This is a genomic window from Nitrosospira sp. Nsp13 (genome assembly GCF_900101945.1).
GTDB lineage: Bacteria > Pseudomonadota > Gammaproteobacteria > Burkholderiales > Nitrosomonadaceae > Nitrosospira > Nitrosospira multiformis_D.
The window spans coordinates 126586-143582 of the sequence record NZ_FMVD01000008.1 but is presented as its reverse complement, the minus strand read 5'-3'; the positions used below and the strand labels follow the sequence as shown (position 1 = coordinate 143582).

Below are 16997 nucleotides of genomic sequence, written 5' to 3'. Positions count from 1 at the left end.
AGGCCGCGCACAAGAAGATGGAGACCGAAGGGGCCACCTGCATCGACTGCCATCAGAACCTGGTGCACAAGGAAGTCGCCGAGACCGACCTCAATTCCAGCCGCAAGGAAGGCAAGATGGTCCTCAAGCCTGAAAAGAAGGATAAGGACGACGAGGAGGAGGAAGAAGAGGAGGGATGATTCGGCCTGACAGTATTCCGGCTTAATGGATAAGGTTTATCAGTCCAGATGCGGTTTCCCGGTAATGGCAGGCCGCATGTAACTCTGCGTTGCCACGTGTTGATGTCTATCTTTGCCCGGAATCCAACGCGGTGTATCCGTACTGATGGTGCTGCGGATGCTACACGCAGTCAATATTCAGCTTACTTGAAGTTTTTCAATGAGTCGGCAACTCGTCATACCGTATGACGCTGGTCGAGTGTTATTAAAAAATTAATCAGAGATTTTGTGAATACCTGGATCATCGGAGAGACTTGGCTTGCCTGTGAGTGACTGATGGTTTTAGCGGTAAATCAGATGGCTTCATAACAATTCACAATTTTGTCGAAAAGGGATCTTTGGTCACTTCTTTGATTTAATCTTCTTATTTATTAGCTCTCAGATGGATTTCAGGTTAGTGCTTCTCTCAATGTCACGAGACTGTCAATGTCACGAGACTGTAACATATCCATCGTAATATCTAGCCTCCTCGAAAAACCCAACTTTTACTGAGGCATTTGTTTGTGACCACGGAGTCTCCCACTGATACCAATCAGCCCGGAAAACTTGGGTATAGTTACAGTCGTCACTTGGGTGAACGTTTCATTGAGGCCACACTATTCCTGATGGCGTTTGTTTCAGTTGCAATTACGATCGCCATCGTGGTGATGCTGGTGAAAGAGTCGTTTGTGTTTTTCGAACACGTTCCGCTCTGGGATTTTCTCACCGATACCCAATGGACACCGCTGTTTGACGATGCGCACTACGGCATACTCCCGTTGATTTCCGGGACCGTCGTGAGTTCCGCTGTGGCGCTATCGGTAGCGATCCCCATGGGTACAATAACTGCCATATATCTTTCCGAATTCGCACCTTTTGCCGTGCGTGAAATCGCCAAGCCATTTCTTGAGCTGCTGGGTGGTGTGCCAACGGTGGTTTACGGTTATTTCGCGTTACTGTTCGTCACACCCCTGCTGCAACAAATTTTCCCCGAGTTACCCGGCTTCAGTCTGCTTTCCGCCGGTCTGGTGATGGGCATCATGATTATTCCCTATGTCAGCTCCATGGCGGAGGACGCCATGCGTGCGGTGCCGATGCACCTGCGCGAGGGCTCCTATGCGATGGGCGCCACGAGACTCCAGACCGCTATCCGGGTAGTGATGCCCGCCGCTTTTTCCGGCATTGCCGCCGCCTATATTCTCGGTATCTCCCGTGCGGTAGGAGAGACCATGGTGGTGGCGATAGCTGCCGGCATGCAGCCGAACCTCACATGGAATCCAATGGAGCCAGCGGCCACAATCACCGCCTATATTGTGCAGGTAAGCTTGGGCGATCTGCCCCATGGCAGCATTGGCTATCAGACCATTTTTGCCGCCGGACTTACATTACTGCTATTAACGCTGGTATTCAATGTTATTGGCCACCTGCTACGCAAGCGGTATCGCGAGATTTATTGAGCCTGATAGGAATTATGTATTTAACCAGCCGGGTTTTTTCTGCCGCTTGATTTGCGGTCTTCTAATGAATATACCCCACTGATTTTTCCCCGGATCCGGTTGATGAGAGATGAAAAAAACCTGAACGAGATTCGTGCCATCATCGCACGTCATAAGCTTTGGGATCTCATTTTTATGATTATCGGGGTACTCGTGCTGATGATTGCGATACTGACATTCATGGCATTATTCTCCCGCATGCTCATCGACGGGATGCCGCGTTTGTCATGGGATTTTTTTAGTTCTTTCCCATCGCGCCGCGCGGGTTCGGCGGGTATATTGTCCGCCTGGGTCGGAACGACGCTGGTCATGATGGTGACGGCGGTGGCGGCCGTGCCGATGGGTATTGGAGCGGGCATTTATCTGGAGGAGTATGCATCTAAAAACCTCCTCACCGAGATTATTGAAATTAATGTGACCAATCTTGCAGGTGTGCCGTCCATTATCTATGGACTGTTGGCGTTGAGCCTGTTCGTGCATCAGTTGGGATTCGGCCAGAGCATTTTGTCGGCGGGCCTGGCGCTGGCACTATTGATCCTGCCAGTTGTGATCGTTGCAACCCGTGAGGCTATACGTTCGATTCCCGTGGCTATCCGCGAGGGTGCGTATGCACTTGGGGCAACCAAGTGGCAAACTGTTTCTGATCATCTTATTCCGTATTCCGCAGCCGGTATTTTGACGGGCGTCATTATCGGTCTTGCTCGTGCGATTGGAGAAACAGCGCCCATCATCACCATTGGCGCGCTGACTTTCATCGCATTCCTGCCGCCGTCCCCGATAACAGCGGAATTTCCCTTTTTGTCTTTTGATTGGCTGATGGCGTCATTCACAGTGATGCCGATCCAGATGTTTAACTGGGTGTCGCGGCCGGAGGAAGAATTTCAGGCCAACGCAGCGGCGGCGGGACTTGTTCTGGTAGTGATGACGCTCACCATGAACGCGTTAGCCATTTATTTGCGCTATCGCATGCGAAAGAATATCAAATGGTAGAGAATTTCCCGCGAGACAACTCCGTTGCGGATATCACACCGATTCCGTGCAAATCCGAAGTCAGAGATCTGAGTTTTTATTATGGCGCATTTAACGCGCTTAAAAACATTAACATGACGTTGCATGAAAAACAGGTCACCGCATTGATCGGTCCGTCCGGCTGTGGCAAATCCACTTATCTTCGCTGCTTCAACCGTATGCATGACCTCTATCCAGGGAATCGTTATGTAGGCGAGATTATTCTGCACCCAGATAACGTCAATATTCTTTCCCGTAACGTGGATCCGATCGAAGTGCGAATGCGTGTCAGTATGGTCTTTCAGAAACCCAATCCATTTCCAAAATCCATCTACGAGAATGTGGCTTATGGCCTGCGAGTGCGTGGAGTAAGGCAGCGCGCGGTGCTGGATGAGAAGGTGGAACAGGCATTGCGCGACGCGGCATTATGGGACGAAGTGAAAGATCGTTTGAAACAGCTTGCTTACAATCTTTCGGGTGGCCAGCAGCAACGTCTGTGTATCGCCCGGGCGCTCGCCACGGATCCTGAAATCCTCTTATTCGACGAGCCTACTTCGGCGCTTGATCCTATCGCCACCGCCAGCATTGAAGAGCTTATCGCTGACCTGAAAGATAAGGTTACCATTCTCATCGTTACTCACAATATGCAACAGGCGGCGCGTGTATCGGATTACACCGCCTATATGTATTTGGGTGAAATCATCGAATTTGATGTGACCGACACTATTTTCATCAAGCCTAAAAATAAACAGACGGAAGATTATATTACCGGTCGTTTTGGTTGAACCTAAATCCGACAGGTAACCGCTCTAGCGTTCTCGACATAAGAAATATCAAACGCGGAAGATATTATTTATATTACAAATATCTTGCGATGCACATGAACGGTTCTCAGCGCCCGTTCCTGCAAATCACAGGGGATCAATACCCTTCATTCCAGCCATTCCATTCTCATCCACTGTTTTTAGTATTTTCGAACTTTATTCGGGGCGGTATCCCTTGCCTTCTGATTGACCCGGTACCCATTCACAGGTAACATTCGCTGCTTTTAAGGACAAAGGCGGCGATGATGGCTATGCGTTCGAAGCTGGTTGCAGGCAACTGGAAAATGCATGGCGGAATGGCACAGAATCAGGACTTGCTGGGCGCAATCGTTGCGGGAACGGCAGCCCTGCGTAACGCCGGTTTTGCGGTATGCGTGCCTTATCCCTACCTCGCTCAGACGCAAACATTGCTGCGGGACACGCCTATCCAGTGGGGTGCCCAGAATGTAAGCCAGTATGACAAAGGCGCTTATACGGGTGAGGTATCGGCGGCCATGTTGATGGATTTCGGCTGTCGTTATGCTATTGCCGGTCATTCGGAACGGCGCGCATTATATGGTGAAGATAGTCGTACAGTGGCGCTTAAATTCAAAGCGACTCAAGCGGCCGGCTTGATACCCATCCTATGTGTTGGTGAAACGCTGGATCAGCGTGAGGCTGGCATTACCGAGCAAGTGGTGGCGGAACAACTGGATGCAATTATTGAATCAGCGGGCATCAATGCGCTGGTTCAATCGGTATTGGCCTATGAGCCGGTATGGGCTATCGGAACCGGGAAAACTGCTACACCCAGTCAGGCCCAGGATGTGCATGCCTTCATTCGCGATAGAATCGCCGCTCACAGTCCCGAAGTGGCTGCCGGGTTAAAGATTCTTTATGGCGGCAGCGTCAAGGCAAATAATGCTGAGGAGCTATTCGCCATGCCGGATATTGACGGGGGATTGATTGGCGGCGCTTCGCTTGTTGCCGATGAATTCATTGCGATCTGCCGGGCGGCAAATAATTAACTCATTTTGGAGTAGGCGTTGGAAACACTTATTTGGGTAGTGCATGTACTGACGGCCATTACTGTAATTGTTTTGGTTTTATTGCAACATGGCAAAGGGGCCGATATGGGAGCCGCCTTTGGCAGCGGCTCGTCGGGAAGTTTATTCGGTGCCAGTGGTTCAGCAAATTTTCTGAGCAGGACAACAGGGGCGTTGGCTGCGGTATTTTTTATCACCAGTCTCGGGCTTACCTATCTTTCCAGCCACAAGACAGAAGGAGGAGGGGTTATGGACAAAGTGGTGCCGGTTCAATCAGCCAAGCCGGTAGAGCCGGCCCCGGCAGCTCCTGCTGAAGGAGAAGCCTCCAAGGCCACTGAAATACCGAAATAACATTTCTGATGAGTTAATTGAACAATTAATTAAAGCTGCGTTCTAATAAAATTGCGCCTCTGACTAGAACTCAAGTTAAGCCGCCGACGTGGTGAAATTGGTAGACACGCCGTCTTGAGGGGGCGGTGGCGAAAGCTGTGCGAGTTCGAGTCTCGCCGTCGGCACCAATTATGGGATAGGGCTGAGAATCAGAGTAAACAGATGCGTAGAGCATAAATGGTAACCTGGTTTCTAGTTCTTTATTTTTGATAATATCGATGCTCGAAAATTATTTTCCTATCCTGCTATTCATTCTCATCGGCCTTGCCGTCGGTGTGGTGCCCATGGCGCTTGGCTGGCTGTTCGCTCCCAATCGACCCGATAGCGAAAAACTTTCACCCTACGAGTGTGGTTTCGAAGCGTTCGAAGATGCGCGCATGAAGTTCGACGTACGCTATTACCTGGTTGCCATTTTGTTCATTCTATTCGATCTCGAAATCGCCTTTCTGTTTCCATGGGCGGTGGTGTTGAATGAGATCGGCATGTTCGGTTTTGTCGCCATGATGGTTTTTCTTGGCATCCTTGTCGTTGGCTTTATTTACGAATGGACAAAAGGTGCTCTGGAATGGGATTAATGCTATGAGTACTAACGGCGGCGTAATGGAAAAAGGTTTTGTTACCACAGGTCTGGATAATGTCATTAACTGGGGACGAACCGGATCCATGTGGCCGATGACTTTTGGCCTCGCATGCTGTGCCGTGGAGATGATGCAGGCGGGCGCTTCACGCTACGATCTTGATCGTTTCGGCATCGTTTTTCGGCCCAGCCCACGTCAGTCGGATGTGATGATTGTTGCCGGCACATTGTGCAACAAGATGGCGCCCGCACTGCGTAAAGTTTACGATCAGATGGCTGAGCCGCGCTGGGTAATCTCCATGGGTTCCTGTGCCAACGGTGGCGGTTATTATCATTATTCTTATTCCGTTGTGCGGGGTTGTGACCGTATCGTGCCGGTGGATATCTATGTTCCCGGCTGTCCGCCAACGGCGGAAGCATTGCTCTACGGCATTATCCAGCTCCAGAACAAGATCCACCGCACCAATACCATCGCCCGCTGAGTTAACTATGTCTTCCTCCCGCTTGGAAACGCTCGCCCTTTGCCTTCAAAATGTGCTGGCCGATAAGCTTGGCAGCATCAGCGAACGGTTGGGCGAATTAACGATCACGGTATCTCCCGTGGATATGCTATGGTCAATGGAGACTTTGCGCGATCATCCGGATCTGGGTTTTGAAATGCTCGCCGACTTATGTGGTCTGGATTATTCGGCCTATGGTTCCGAATCTCCCTCCGGGAACGGCTGGGAGGGCAAACGTTTCGCTGTCGTCTATCACCTGCTTTCCATCAGCCATAACCGCAGGTTGCGGGTCAAGGTATTCGCCGATGACGATGAGTTCCCGGTTCTGAATTCGGTAATTGGCATATGGCCATCCGCCAACTGGTTCGAGCGCGAGGCATTTGATCTTTACGGCATCGTCTTTACGGGTCACCCCGATTTGCGTCGCATTCTCACAGACTATGGGTTTATCGGCAGCCCGTTCCGCAAGGATTTTCCGTTAAGCGGAAATGTCGAGATGCGCTACGATCCCGACCAGCAGCGAGTAATTTACCAGCCGGTCAGCATTGAACCGCGCCAGATCACGCCGCGCGTAATCCGCGAAGAGCATTATGGGGATAGCGAATGAGATCTCCGTGGAGAGGATTTCTTAAATATGGCTGAGATACGCAACTACACCATGAATTTCGGTCCGCAGCATCCGGCGGCGCATGGCGTGTTGCGCCTGGTGCTGGAGCTGGATGGCGAAGTCATACAGCGTGCCGACCCGCACATCGGCCTGCTGCATCGTGCGACCGAAAAGCTGGCCGAATACAAAACCTACATTCAGTCAGTGCCGTACATGGATCGGCTGGACTACGTGTCCATGATGTCCAATGAGCACGCCTATGTAATGGCCATTGAGAAGCTGCTTCAACTTGAAGTACCTTTACGTGCGCAATATATTCGCGTGATGTTTGATGAAATCACACGCATACTCAATCATCTATTGTGGCTGGGCGCGCACGCGCTGGATGTGGGCGCAATGACCGTGTTTCTCTATGCCTTCCGCGACCGCGAAGACTTGATGGATTGTTACGAGGCGGTTTCGGGTGCCAGAATGCATGCCGCTTATTACCGTCCTGGTGGCGTCTATCGGGATCTGCCGGATTCAATGCCGCAATATCAGGCGTCGAAAATCCACAACGAAAAAAGTACCAAAATTCTCAATGAGAACCGTAGTGGTTCGCTGCTGGATTTCATCGAAGACTTTACCAATCGTTTTCCTACCTATGTAGATGAATATGAGACACTGCTAACCGACAACCGTATCTGGAAACAGCGGCTGGTAGGCATCGGTGTGGTCTCGCCCGAACGTGCCATGGCCCTGGGTTTTACCGGTCCGATGCTGCGCGGTTCGGGTGTGGAATGGGATTTGCGGAAAAAACAGCCGTATGAAGTTTATGACCGGATGGATTTCGATATACCGGTCGGTGTCAGCGGCGACTGCTATGACCGTTATCTGGTGCGAATAGAAGAGTTTCGTCAATCCAACCGTATCATCCGGCAGTGTGTCGAATGGCTGCGTAAGAACCCGGGACCCGTCATAACCGGCAACCACAAGATCGCGCCACCGGCACGCGTTGAAATGAAGCAGAACATGGAAGAGCTGATTCATCATTTCAAGCTTTTTACCGAGGGGTTTCATGTGCCGCCGGGTGAGGCTTACGCCGCGGTTGAGCACCCCAAGGGTGAATTCGGCATTTACCTGGTATCGGATGGCGCCAATATGCCTTACCGGCTTAAAATTCGCGCACCAGGCTTTCCCCATCTGGCGGCGCTGGATGAAATGTCGCGCGGACATATGATCGCCGATGTGGTGGCCATTATCGGTACGCAAGACATTGTATTTGGTGAAATCGACAGATAAACAGACAGATCCATTGACCGTTACCCAGATAGACAGTGAAGCAGCCAAATTGACATGTTAAGCCCTGAGTCCATTAAAAAAATTGACCATGAGCTCACCAAATATCCCGCCGATCAAAAACAGTCGGCGGTAATGTCGGCGCTCGCCATCGCGCAGGATGAGAAAGGATGGCTGGCTAATGAAACCATGGATTTCATTGCCCGCTATCTTGGCATGCCGCCGATAGCCGTGTATGAGGTGGCGACGTTCTACAACATGTATAACCTTCAGCCACTGGGTAAACATAAGCTTACCGTCTGTACGAACCTTCCCTGCGCACTTTCCGGCGCCAACGATGCGGCGACCCATATCAAACAAAAACTGGGTATCGGTTTCAATCAGACCACCGCCGACGGAAAATTTACATTGAAGGAAGGCGAGTGCATGGGGGCATGCGGCGACGCGCCTGTGCTCCTGGTGAATAACAAACGCATGTGTAGCTTCATGTCCAACGACAGTATCGACCAATTGCTGGAGGAGCTGAACAAATGACCCAGCCTACGCAGGTATTGCTGGCGGGACTGAATCCATCGGATCCCGAGAACTGGCGGCTTAGAAATTACGAGCAGCGCGACGGGTACACCGCGCTGAGAAAAATTCTGGACGAGAAAATTCCGCCTGAGAAAGTCATCGAGGAAGTCAAGAAATCCGCATTGCGCGGACGTGGTGGCGCGGGTTTTCCGACCGGGTTGAAATGGAGTTTCATGCCCAAGCAGTACGAGGGCGATAAGTATCTGGTATGCAATTCCGACGAAGGCGAGCCGGGCACCTTCAAAGACCGGGATATCATGCGTCACAATCCACACATCCTGATAGAAGGCATGATCATCGGCGCCTACGCGATGGGTATCAAGGCGGGTTATAACTATATTCATGGCGAAATCTGGGATACCTATGAGCGCATGGAGGAAGCAGTAGACGAAGCGCGTGCCGCGGGATATCTGGGGAATAACATTCTGGGCTCCAACTTCAGTTTCCAGTTATACAACCATCATGGTTATGGCGCCTATATCTGTGGCGAGGAAACCGCGCTGCTCGAATCGCTGGAAGGCAAGAAAGGCCAGCCGCGTTTTAAACCCCCCTTTCCGGCGAGCTTCGGACTCTATGGCAAACCTACCACCATTAACAATACCGAAACATTCGCCTCAGTGCCCTGGATCATTCGCAACGGTGGCGAGAAGTTTTTGCAGCTGGGCAAACCCAACAACGGTGGCACTAAGCTTTTCTCGGTGTCAGGTCATGTCAACAAGCCTGGTAACTATGAGGTGCCGCTGGGTACGCCGTTTGCCACCCTCCTGGAAATGGCGGGCGGCATGCGTGGCGGCCGAAAACTGAAAGGATGTATTCCCGGAGGTTCATCCATGCCGGTGTTGCCCGGCGACATCATGATGCAGACCGACATGGATTATGACTCCATTGCCAAAGCCGGTTCCATGCTGGGTTCCGGCGCTGTCATCATTATGGACGACACCACCTGCATGGTAAAAGCGCTGGAGCGATTGTCATACTTTTATTTTGAGGAATCCTGCGGTCAATGCACACCTTGCCGCGAAGGAACCGGCTGGCTTTATCGTGTGGTGCATCGAATTGAAACCGGCACGGGGCGGATGGAAGATCTCGATCTGCTCAACAATGTTGCTGACAATATTCAGGGGCGAACCATTTGTGCACTGGGTGACGCGGCCGCCATGCCGGTACGCGCCATGATTCAGCATTTCCGGGACGAGTTTGCTTACCATATTGAACACAAGAGATGTATGGTGTAACCGCATAAGCATGGATAAAAAATTGCCTTTCTTTTTTAGCTGCGTCTATTCGCGATTAATCCGAGAATAAGTGCCCAATGATCAATTTCGAAATCGACGGAAAACAGGTATCTGTGCCCAAGAATGGTACCGTCATGGACGGTGCCAACCAGCTGGGTATATATATTCCACATTTCTGTTATCACAAGAAACTGTCCATCGCGGCCAATTGCCGCATGTGCCTGGTGCAAGTGGAGAAAGCGCCCAAGCCCTTGCCCGCGTGCGCCACTCCCGCCATGGAGGGCATGAAGGTCTTTACGCACACCGGACAGGCGGTAACCGCACAGAAAGGCGTGATGGAATTTCTGCTTATCAATCATCCGCTGGATTGCCCCATTTGTGACCAGGGCGGTGAATGTCAGTTGCAGGATCTTGCAGTGGGCTATGGAGCGAGCGCCTCACGTTATACCGAAGCCAAGCGGGTGGTAGCGAACAAGAATCTGGGTCCGCTGATTTCCACCGATATGACCCGCTGCATCCATTGCACCCGTTGCGTGCGCTTCGGCCAGGAGATTGCCGGTATCATGGAGTTGGGCATGGCGGGCCGCGGCGAACATGCGGAAATCCTGTCATTTGTCGGCAGTACGGTGGACTCGGAGTTATCCGGCAATATGATCGATCTTTGTCCGGTCGGCGCGCTGGTCAGTAAACCTTTCCGCTATTCGGCACGTACCTGGGAGCTGTCCCGCAGGAAATCAGTGAGTCCGCATTGTGGTCTTGGTTCCAATCTCGTGGTTCAGGTGAAGCAGAATCGTGTCATGCGCGTGTTGCCGCGCGAGAACGAGGAAGTCAACGAGTGCTGGCTGTCGGATAAGGATCGCTTTTCCTATGAGGGTCTGAACTCGGACGAGCGCCTGAGCACACCAATGATAAAGCGCAATGGCGAGTGGCAGGAATGCGACTGGCAAACCGCGCTGGAATTCGTTGCAAATGGATTGAGCGCCGTAAAAGAGAAACACGGCGCCTCGAGTATTGGTGCGTTGGCTTCTCCTCACAGCACACTGGAAGAACTCTATCTACTACAAAAACTTGTGCGGGGATTAGGTAGCGGAAATGTGGATCATCGCTTGCGTCAATCCGATTTCCGCGCGGATCAACAGTTGCAAGGCGCGCCGTGGTTGGGAATGAGTGTTGCCGGTATTTCCCATCTGAAATCGGCGCTGGTTATCGGCAGTACCCTGCGCAAGGATCATCCTCTCATTGCGCAGCGCCTGCGCCAGGCGGTGAAGCAGGGCGCCCAACTGAATCTCGTTAATCCGGTGGATGACGATCTGCTGACGAAGGTGGTTAATCGCGCCATCGTCGCACCTGCCGCAATGGCGGTGGTGCTGGCGCAGGTCTTGAAAGCCGCCGCCGAGCTGAAGGAGGTGGAGATTCCCGATTCAGCGAAAGCAGTATCGGACTCCATCAGCGTGACGGATGCCGCGCGGGCGATGGCGGCCAGCCTCATTGATAATAAGCCCGCCGCGATTTTTCTTGGCAACATGGCGCAGCATCATCCGCAATATGCGGATATTCACGGGCTGGCGCAGCATATTGCGCATATTGTCGAGGCGGAGTTTGGCGTATTGGGCGAGGCCGCCAATAGTGTCGGCGCCTATATTGCCGGGGCAATTCCTGACTACGGCGGCTTGAGCGCGGCTGCCGGAGATTCCGGCCAGCCCGAACCGGAAAACATGAATGCTTCGCAAATGCTCGGGAGGGGTGCGGCCACACATGCGTCGCAACCATGCCAGGCCTACATGCTGATGAATCTGGAGCCGGAGCTGGATAGCTACAATCCGCATCAGACGATGAAAGCACTGGACGCGGCGGAGCTGGTGGTGGTGATGAGCGCATACAAAAACCGTGCCGTTCTTGAGGGTGATTATGCGGATGTACTATTGCCGATCGCGCCATTCACCGAAACCTCGGGTACCTTTATCAATACCGAGGGCCGCGTGCAAAGTTTCAATGGCGTGGTCGCACCCCTCGCCGATACGCGTCCTGCATGGAAAGTCCTGCGGGTATTGGGCAGCATGCTGGAACTTGATGGTTTTGCCTACGATACGCCGGAGCAGGTGCGTGCGGAGATTCTTCCGGCAGGTGGCGATATCAGCGCCCGCCTGAGCAACAATCTGAAAAATTTCGCCACTGGTGGACTGATGAATGAGCCGAAGAATGGCGGAATTCAGCGCATCGGTGAAGTCCCGATTCATCAGGCCGACCCTATTGTGCGCCGTGCCGATTCGCTGCAGCGCACACGGGATGCCGCCACGCCGCTGGCTTGGATGCCGGGCAATTTAATGGATACGCTCGGCATAAATCCGGGTGACAATGTAAGGTTGAAACAGGGCGAGGGCGAAGCGCAACTGCTGGCGGCCCGGGACGACAAGCTGCCTTCAAATTGTGTGCGGGTGGCTTGCGCACATCCCCTGACCGCGGCATTGGGTGAGATGTTCGGTGAAATAGTAGTGGAAAGATTGTAATGCAAGAAACCAGAGTGATTTGATGGAATACGCGCAACAATTATTCGGGGACCTTTTTGGTTCGGAGTGGGGTCCCGCTCTTTTCGTTCTGACGAAGAACGCGCTGCTGATCGTCGCCATCATATTGCCATTGATGCTTGCCGTGGCTTATCTCACGTTTGCGGAACGCAAGATTATCGCCTTCATGCAGATGCGTGTGGGACCCAATCGCGTAACTTTCTTCGGTATTCCCTGGCTGGGCGGCTGGGCGCAGCCCATCGCGGATGCGGTGAAGGCCGTGATGAAAGAAATCATCATTCCCAGTGGCGCGAACAAATTTTTGTTTGTGCTGGCTCCGGTGCTGACATTCGCGCCAGCGCTGGCGGCGTGGGCGGTAGTGCCGTTTTCTCCCGAGGTCGTATTGGCCGACATCAATGCGGGCCTGCTTTATATTCTGGCCATGACTTCCATGGGAGTCTATGGGGTTATCATCGCGGGCTGGGCCTCCAATTCCAAGTATGCCTTCCTCGGCGCGATGCGGTCCGCCGCGCAGGTGGTTTCTTATGAGCTGGCGATGGGCTTCGCATTGGTATGCGTGCTGATGATGTCGCAGAGCCTGAACCTGAGCGATATCGTCAAGGGCCAGCAGGGCGGGAGTTTTATCAACTGGTATCTTATTCCACTGTTTCCCATGTTTCTGGTGTATTTCATTTCCGGCGTGGCGGAAACCAATCGTGCTCCGTTTGACGTGGCTGAGGGTGAGTCGGAAATCGTCGCCGGATTCCATGTTGAATATTCCGGCATGGCGTTCACGGTATTCTTTCTGGCGGAATACTCCAATATGATCCTGGTGGCAACGCTTGCCAGCATTATCTTTCTGGGAGGATGGCTGCCGCCGGTCGATATCGCACCATTTACCATGATTCCAGGTTTTATCTGGCTGGTACTGAAAATATCGTTTTTATTGTTTTGTTTTCTCTGGTTCCGTGCCACCTTTCCACGCTACCGCTATGATCAGATCATGCGTCTTGGCTGGAAGGTGTTCATTCCGATCACGCTTGTCTGGATACTGCTGCTAGGTTTGATAATGCAATTTCCACCGTCCGTTCGGAACGCCTTTCCACTTAACCTGTGGTTCCACTGAGACAGGAGAAAGCCATGAACCGTGTCAAGGATTTTTTCCGTACTTTCCTGTTGTTTGAACTGGTCAAAGGGATGATGCTGACCGGGCGATACATGTTTGCGCGTAAAATTACGGTGCATTTTCCCGAAGAGAAGACGCCGCAATCCCCCCGGTTTCGCGGTCTTCATGCGCTACGCCGCTATCCCAATGGAGAAGAGCGCTGTATCGCGTGCAAGCTGTGCGAAGCGGTGTGTCCCGCGCTGGCAATCACTATCGAATCCGAGCAACGCGATGACGGAACCCGCCGTACCACACGATACGACATCGATCTGACAAAATGCATATTTTGTGGTTTCTGCGAGGAATCCTGTCCGGTGGATTCGATTGTCGAGACCCGGATTCTCGAATATCACGGCGAGAAGCGCGGTGATTTGATCTATACCAAGCAAATGTTGCTGGCGGTGGGAGATCGATATGAGGAGCAGATAGCAAAAGACCGGGCGGCGGATGCGGGCTACCGATGAATTGGAAAATGAAGGAATTTGTCGGCTGGATCGTCAGATAAGGCAAGGCTACGCTAACCCGACCTACAGAGCTTTGAATTGATAGAAATGCCCACATGAGTTTTCAAGATATCACTTTTTATTTTTTTTCGGCCGTGCTGGTGTCATCCGCATTGGGCGTCATTACCGCTCGTAACCCGGTGCATTCGGCATTACTGCTGGTACTGGCTTTTTTTACGTCTGCCGGACTATGGCTGCTGCTGGAAGCGGAGTTTCTCGCGATTACGCTGGTGCTGGTGTATGTCGGGGCGGTGATGGTGCTGTTCCTGTTTGTGGTCATGATGCTTGACATCAATCTCGATCAACTGCGTGAGGGGTTCTGGAAGTGGTTTCCGGTCGGCGCGTTCCTGGGACTGGTGATGGCGGCCCAAATGGCGATGGTGCTGATGGGCGAGCAGTTTGGTGCTGATAAAATGCCGGCACCATCCTCGCGCCCTGCGGATTACAGCAATACCAAGGAACTGGGCCGTTTGATCTATACCGAATATGTTTATGCGTTTGAGTTGGCGGCGGTACTTTTGCTGGTGGCGATAGTGGCCGCCATAGCCCTGACTTTGCGCCGCCGTACCGGTCTCAAGAGTCTCGACGTGGCGAAGCAGGTGGCGGTAAAGCGTAAAGACCGGGTGAGGATGGTATCGATGCCATCCGAGAAGAAAGAATAAAGCCGAAAAAGAGAATAAAAAACGGTTGTATGACGTTGTTTTGATGTTGTCCTGAAAAAGGGGTCGTTAGCTTGGTTTCATTATCCCATTACCTTGTCCTCGGCGCGATTTTGTTCGCCATCAGCATTGTCGGGATTTTTCTCAACAGGAAAAATGTAATCATCCTGTTGATGGCGATCGAACTGATGCTCCTGGCGGTAAACATGAATTTCGTCGCGTTTTCGCATTACCTGCAAGATGTGTCGGGGCAGATTTTTGTGTTTTTCATTCTTACCGTGGCTGCGGCGGAATCCGCCATCGGGCTGGCAATATTGGTGGTTCTGTTTCGCAATCTGCGTACGATCAATGTGGATGATCTGGATAAACTCAAGGGGTAATCATACGGTCTGGATCAGATCCGTAATCAGAGACATGTGTTCTAAAAACAAGAAGATGAATCTTAATGACTGAGATGCAAAAACTTTACCTACTGGTTCCGCTGGCTCCGCTGGCGGGAGCGCTTATCGCCGGATTGTTCGGCCGAATGATCGGGCCAGCCTGGAGTCATCGGACCACCATTGTGTTGATGATGGTGTGCGTGGTCGCATCCATTACCGTTTTCATGGATGTATTGAAAGGAAACATCTATAACGGCAGCGTTTATACCTGGATGATTTCTGGTGATACGCGTTTCGAGGTTGGATTTCTGATCGATCAACTCTCGGCCATGATGATGGTCGTGGTGAGCGGCGTGTCGTTAATGGTGCACGTATACACTATTGGCTACATGCATGGGGATCCGGGTTACCAGCGTTTTTTCAGCTATATCTCACTCTTCACCTTCTCGATGCTGATGCTGGTGATGTCGAATAATTTCCTCCAGCTTTTCTTTGGCTGGGAGGCGGTTGGACTGGTTTCTTATTTGCTTATCGGCTTCTGGTATACCCGTCCTACCGCGATTTATGCCAACTTGAAAGCTTTTCTGGTCAATCGTGTCGGCGATTTTGGTTTTCTACTCGGTATCGGCCTGGTATTGACGTATTTCGGCACGCTGGATTATGCGGCGGTATTTGCCCAGGCGCCGCAACTCATGACGCAGACGATTGAAGTCATTCCCGATTCGCCGTGGGCGCTATTGTCCGTGGTTTGCATTTTGCTGTTTGTCGGTGCAATGGGTAAATCTGCACAGTTTCCGCTACACGTCTGGCTACCGGATTCGATGGAAGGCCCAACGCCCATTTCCGCACTGATTCATGCCGCGACGATGGTCACCGCGGGTATTTTCATGGTGGCTCGCATGTCGCCATTATTTGAATTAAGCGAGACGGCGCTGTCGTTCATCCTGGTGATTGGCGGTATTACCACGCTATTCATGGCCCTGGTGGCGATTGTGCAGAACGACATCAAGCGTGTGGTAGCCTATTCGACCCTGTCGCAACTGGGTTACATGACTGTGGCGCTGGGTGCATCCGCTTATTCAGCGGGGGTTTTTCACCTCATGACCCACGCCTTTTTCAAGGCGGTACTGTTTTTGGGCGCTGGCTCGGTAATCATCGCCATGCATCATGAACAGGACATGCGAAAAATGGGCGGCCTCAAGAAATACATGCCCATCACCTACTGGACAATGTTCATCGCCGCAGTGGCAAGCGCGGGCGTGCCCGGTTTCTCCGGATTCTTTTCCAAGGACGCCATCATTGAGGCCGTGCATTTCGCCACTATTCCTGGTGCGGGTTTTGCCTACTTCTGCGCGGTAACCACCGTGTTCGTTACCGCGTTCTACACCTTCCGTCTCGTATTCATGACTTTCCATGGCAAGCCGCGCATGGATCATCACACCGAAGAACATCTTCATGAATCACCCTGGGTAGTGACGTTGCCATTGATTGTCCTGGCAATACCTTCCATCGGTGCGGGCTGGTTGATCGGGCCGATGCTGTTTGGAGACTATTTCGGCAGTGCCATACAAATCCTGCCTCAGCATGAAGCCCTCGCGAAAATGTCGGCGGAATTTCATGGTATATGGGGAATGATGACCCATGCCGTCACGACCCTGCCATTCTGGTTCTCAATGGGTGGCATTTTCACCGCCTGGTATCTGTATATGTTGAATACCGATTTGCCGGGGAAGATAAGCCGGGCCGCCGGGCCGCTCTATACCTTGCTCGACCGTAAGTATTTTATTGATGAATTCTATTCCTGGTTATTTGCCGGTGGTGCGCGCACGTTGGGCGGCGGATTGTGGAAATTCGGCGACATAAAAGTTATTGACGGATTTTTTGTCAACGGCACGGCACGAGCGGTGGCTGGAATCGCCATGCTGGTACGCCGCTTTCAGTCCGGCTATATCTATCATTACGCGTTCACCATGATCGTTGGCGTATTTGTATTGATGAGTTTTTGGTTGTACGGGTCCTAAGAAAACAAGAACAGATAAATATTATTACGGTTTTCAGCCCGGAATTTCGCTACAC

18 protein-coding genes and 1 tRNA gene are annotated in these 16997 nt (G+C 52.1%); all 19 read left to right on the top strand.

The genetic code is table 11. The features are described 5' to 3' along the window. Positions 1–179: NapC/NirT family cytochrome c (locus BLO43_RS11055; protein ID WP_175443935.1), on the top strand; the 179-nt coding region annotated here is incomplete at its 5' end. 542 nt (positions 180–721) lie between these two features. Continuing rightward, positions 722–1654: a phosphate ABC transporter permease subunit PstC gene (gene pstC, locus BLO43_RS11050; RefSeq protein WP_074631681.1), complete on the top strand. Its 933-nt coding sequence runs from the start codon at positions 722–724 to the stop codon at positions 1652–1654. 102 nt (positions 1655–1756) lie between these two features. After that, entirely contained in the window at positions 1757–2683 is a 927-nt protein-coding gene (gene pstA, locus BLO43_RS11045) for a phosphate ABC transporter permease PstA (protein WP_074631682.1), read from the top strand. Continuing rightward, positions 2677–3486 carry a phosphate ABC transporter ATP-binding protein PstB gene (gene pstB / locus BLO43_RS11040; protein WP_074631683.1) on the top strand — a complete coding sequence of 270 codons (810 nt, stop codon included), beginning with the start codon at positions 2677–2679 and terminating at the stop codon, positions 3484–3486. Before pstA ends, pstB begins: the two co-directional genes overlap by 7 nt. Positions 3487–3776: 290 nt before the next feature. Beyond that, the gene (gene tpiA, locus BLO43_RS11035) at positions 3777–4532 is read left to right on the top strand and encodes a triose-phosphate isomerase (protein WP_090907122.1); all 756 of its coding nucleotides are present in this window, start codon (positions 3777–3779) and stop codon (positions 4530–4532) included. Positions 4533–4550: 18 nt separating this feature from the next. Beyond that, positions 4551–4901 carry a preprotein translocase subunit SecG gene (secG, locus tag BLO43_RS11030; protein ID WP_090907114.1) on the top strand — a complete coding sequence of 117 codons (351 nt, stop codon included), beginning with the start codon at positions 4551–4553 and terminating at the stop codon, positions 4899–4901. An 82-nt stretch (positions 4902–4983) separates the two neighbouring features. Next, positions 4984–5068, top strand: a tRNA-Leu gene (locus BLO43_RS11025). Positions 5069–5158: 90 nt separating this feature from the next. Further along, a complete protein-coding gene (locus BLO43_RS11020; RefSeq protein ID WP_074631686.1) occupies positions 5159–5515 on the top strand; it encodes an NADH-quinone oxidoreductase subunit A in 357 nt (118 codons plus the stop codon). A 4-nt stretch (positions 5516–5519) separates the two neighbouring features. After that, a complete protein-coding gene (locus BLO43_RS11015) occupies positions 5520–5999 on the top strand; it encodes a NuoB/complex I 20 kDa subunit family protein (RefSeq protein WP_074631687.1) in 480 nt (159 codons plus the stop codon). 7 nt (positions 6000–6006) lie between these two features. Continuing rightward, positions 6007–6624 (top strand): NADH-quinone oxidoreductase subunit C, encoded by a 618-nt coding sequence (locus BLO43_RS11010; RefSeq protein WP_090907113.1) that lies wholly within the window; start codon positions 6007–6009, stop codon positions 6622–6624. A gap of 27 nt (positions 6625–6651) precedes the next feature. Next, positions 6652–7905 carry an NADH-quinone oxidoreductase subunit D gene (locus BLO43_RS11005; protein ID WP_074631689.1) on the top strand — a complete coding sequence of 418 codons (1254 nt, stop codon included), beginning with the start codon at positions 6652–6654 and terminating at the stop codon, positions 7903–7905. A gap of 54 nt (positions 7906–7959) precedes the next feature. Beyond that, a complete protein-coding gene (gene nuoE / locus BLO43_RS11000; protein ID WP_074631690.1) occupies positions 7960–8436 on the top strand; it encodes an NADH-quinone oxidoreductase subunit NuoE in 477 nt (158 codons plus the stop codon). Beyond that, complete coding sequence (gene nuoF, locus BLO43_RS10995) at positions 8433–9710, top strand: NADH-quinone oxidoreductase subunit NuoF (RefSeq protein WP_090907112.1); 1278 nt, start codon at positions 8433–8435, stop codon at positions 9708–9710. Before nuoE ends, nuoF begins: the two co-directional genes overlap by 4 nt. A 77-nt stretch (positions 9711–9787) precedes the next feature. Further along, positions 9788–12217 carry an NADH-quinone oxidoreductase subunit NuoG gene (nuoG, locus tag BLO43_RS10990; RefSeq protein WP_090907111.1) on the top strand — a complete coding sequence of 810 codons (2430 nt, stop codon included), beginning with the start codon at positions 9788–9790 and terminating at the stop codon, positions 12215–12217. 22 nt (positions 12218–12239) lie between these two features. Further along, a complete protein-coding gene (gene nuoH, locus BLO43_RS10985) occupies positions 12240–13340 on the top strand; it encodes an NADH-quinone oxidoreductase subunit NuoH (RefSeq protein ID WP_090907110.1) in 1101 nt (366 codons plus the stop codon). Between the two features lie 14 nt (positions 13341–13354). After that, complete coding sequence (nuoI, locus tag BLO43_RS10980; RefSeq protein WP_074631694.1) at positions 13355–13843, top strand: NADH-quinone oxidoreductase subunit NuoI; 489 nt, start codon at positions 13355–13357, stop codon at positions 13841–13843. Between the two features lie 95 nt (positions 13844–13938). Then, entirely contained in the window at positions 13939–14544 is a 606-nt protein-coding gene (locus tag BLO43_RS10975) for an NADH-quinone oxidoreductase subunit J (protein WP_090907109.1), read from the top strand. A gap of 71 nt (positions 14545–14615) precedes the next feature. Then, positions 14616–14921 carry an NADH-quinone oxidoreductase subunit NuoK gene (nuoK, locus tag BLO43_RS10970; protein ID WP_041513877.1) on the top strand — a complete coding sequence of 102 codons (306 nt, stop codon included), beginning with the start codon at positions 14616–14618 and terminating at the stop codon, positions 14919–14921. Positions 14922–14986: 65 nt separating this feature from the next. After that, the gene (nuoL, locus tag BLO43_RS10965; protein ID WP_090907108.1) at positions 14987–16942 is read left to right on the top strand and encodes an NADH-quinone oxidoreductase subunit L; all 1956 of its coding nucleotides are present in this window, start codon (positions 14987–14989) and stop codon (positions 16940–16942) included. Positions 16943–16997 lie beyond the last annotated feature (55 nt).

Excerpts from the sequence above, each read along its gene's own strand:
- nuoF (WP_090907112.1), top strand. The coding sequence starts at position 8,433 with ATGACCCAGCCTACGCAGGTATTGCTGGCGGGACTGAATCCATCGGAT.
- nuoH (WP_090907110.1), top strand. The coding sequence starts at position 12,240 with ATGGAATACGCGCAACAATTATTCGGGGACCTTTTTGGTTCGGAGTGG.
- tpiA (WP_090907122.1), top strand. The coding sequence starts at position 3,777 with ATGCGTTCGAAGCTGGTTGCAGGCAACTGGAAAATGCATGGCGGAATG.
- BLO43_RS11015 (WP_074631687.1), top strand. The coding sequence starts at position 5,520 with ATGAGTACTAACGGCGGCGTAATGGAAAAAGGTTTTGTTACCACAGGT.
- nuoL (WP_090907108.1), top strand. The coding sequence starts at position 14,987 with ATGACTGAGATGCAAAAACTTTACCTACTGGTTCCGCTGGCTCCGCTG.
- nuoG (WP_090907111.1), top strand. The coding sequence starts at position 9,788 with ATGATCAATTTCGAAATCGACGGAAAACAGGTATCTGTGCCCAAGAAT.
- nuoE (WP_074631690.1), top strand. The coding sequence starts at position 7,960 with ATGTTAAGCCCTGAGTCCATTAAAAAAATTGACCATGAGCTCACCAAA.
- BLO43_RS11020 (WP_074631686.1), top strand. The coding sequence starts at position 5,159 with ATGCTCGAAAATTATTTTCCTATCCTGCTATTCATTCTCATCGGCCTT.
- BLO43_RS11005 (WP_074631689.1), top strand. The coding sequence starts at position 6,652 with ATGGCTGAGATACGCAACTACACCATGAATTTCGGTCCGCAGCATCCG.
- pstB (WP_074631683.1), top strand. The coding sequence starts at position 2,677 with ATGGTAGAGAATTTCCCGCGAGACAACTCCGTTGCGGATATCACACCG.
- BLO43_RS11010 (WP_090907113.1), top strand. The coding sequence starts at position 6,007 with ATGTCTTCCTCCCGCTTGGAAACGCTCGCCCTTTGCCTTCAAAATGTG.
- BLO43_RS10975 (WP_090907109.1), top strand. The coding sequence starts at position 13,939 with ATGAGTTTTCAAGATATCACTTTTTATTTTTTTTCGGCCGTGCTGGTG.
- nuoI (WP_074631694.1), top strand. The coding sequence starts at position 13,355 with ATGAACCGTGTCAAGGATTTTTTCCGTACTTTCCTGTTGTTTGAACTG.
- pstA (WP_074631682.1), top strand. The coding sequence starts at position 1,757 with ATGAGAGATGAAAAAAACCTGAACGAGATTCGTGCCATCATCGCACGT.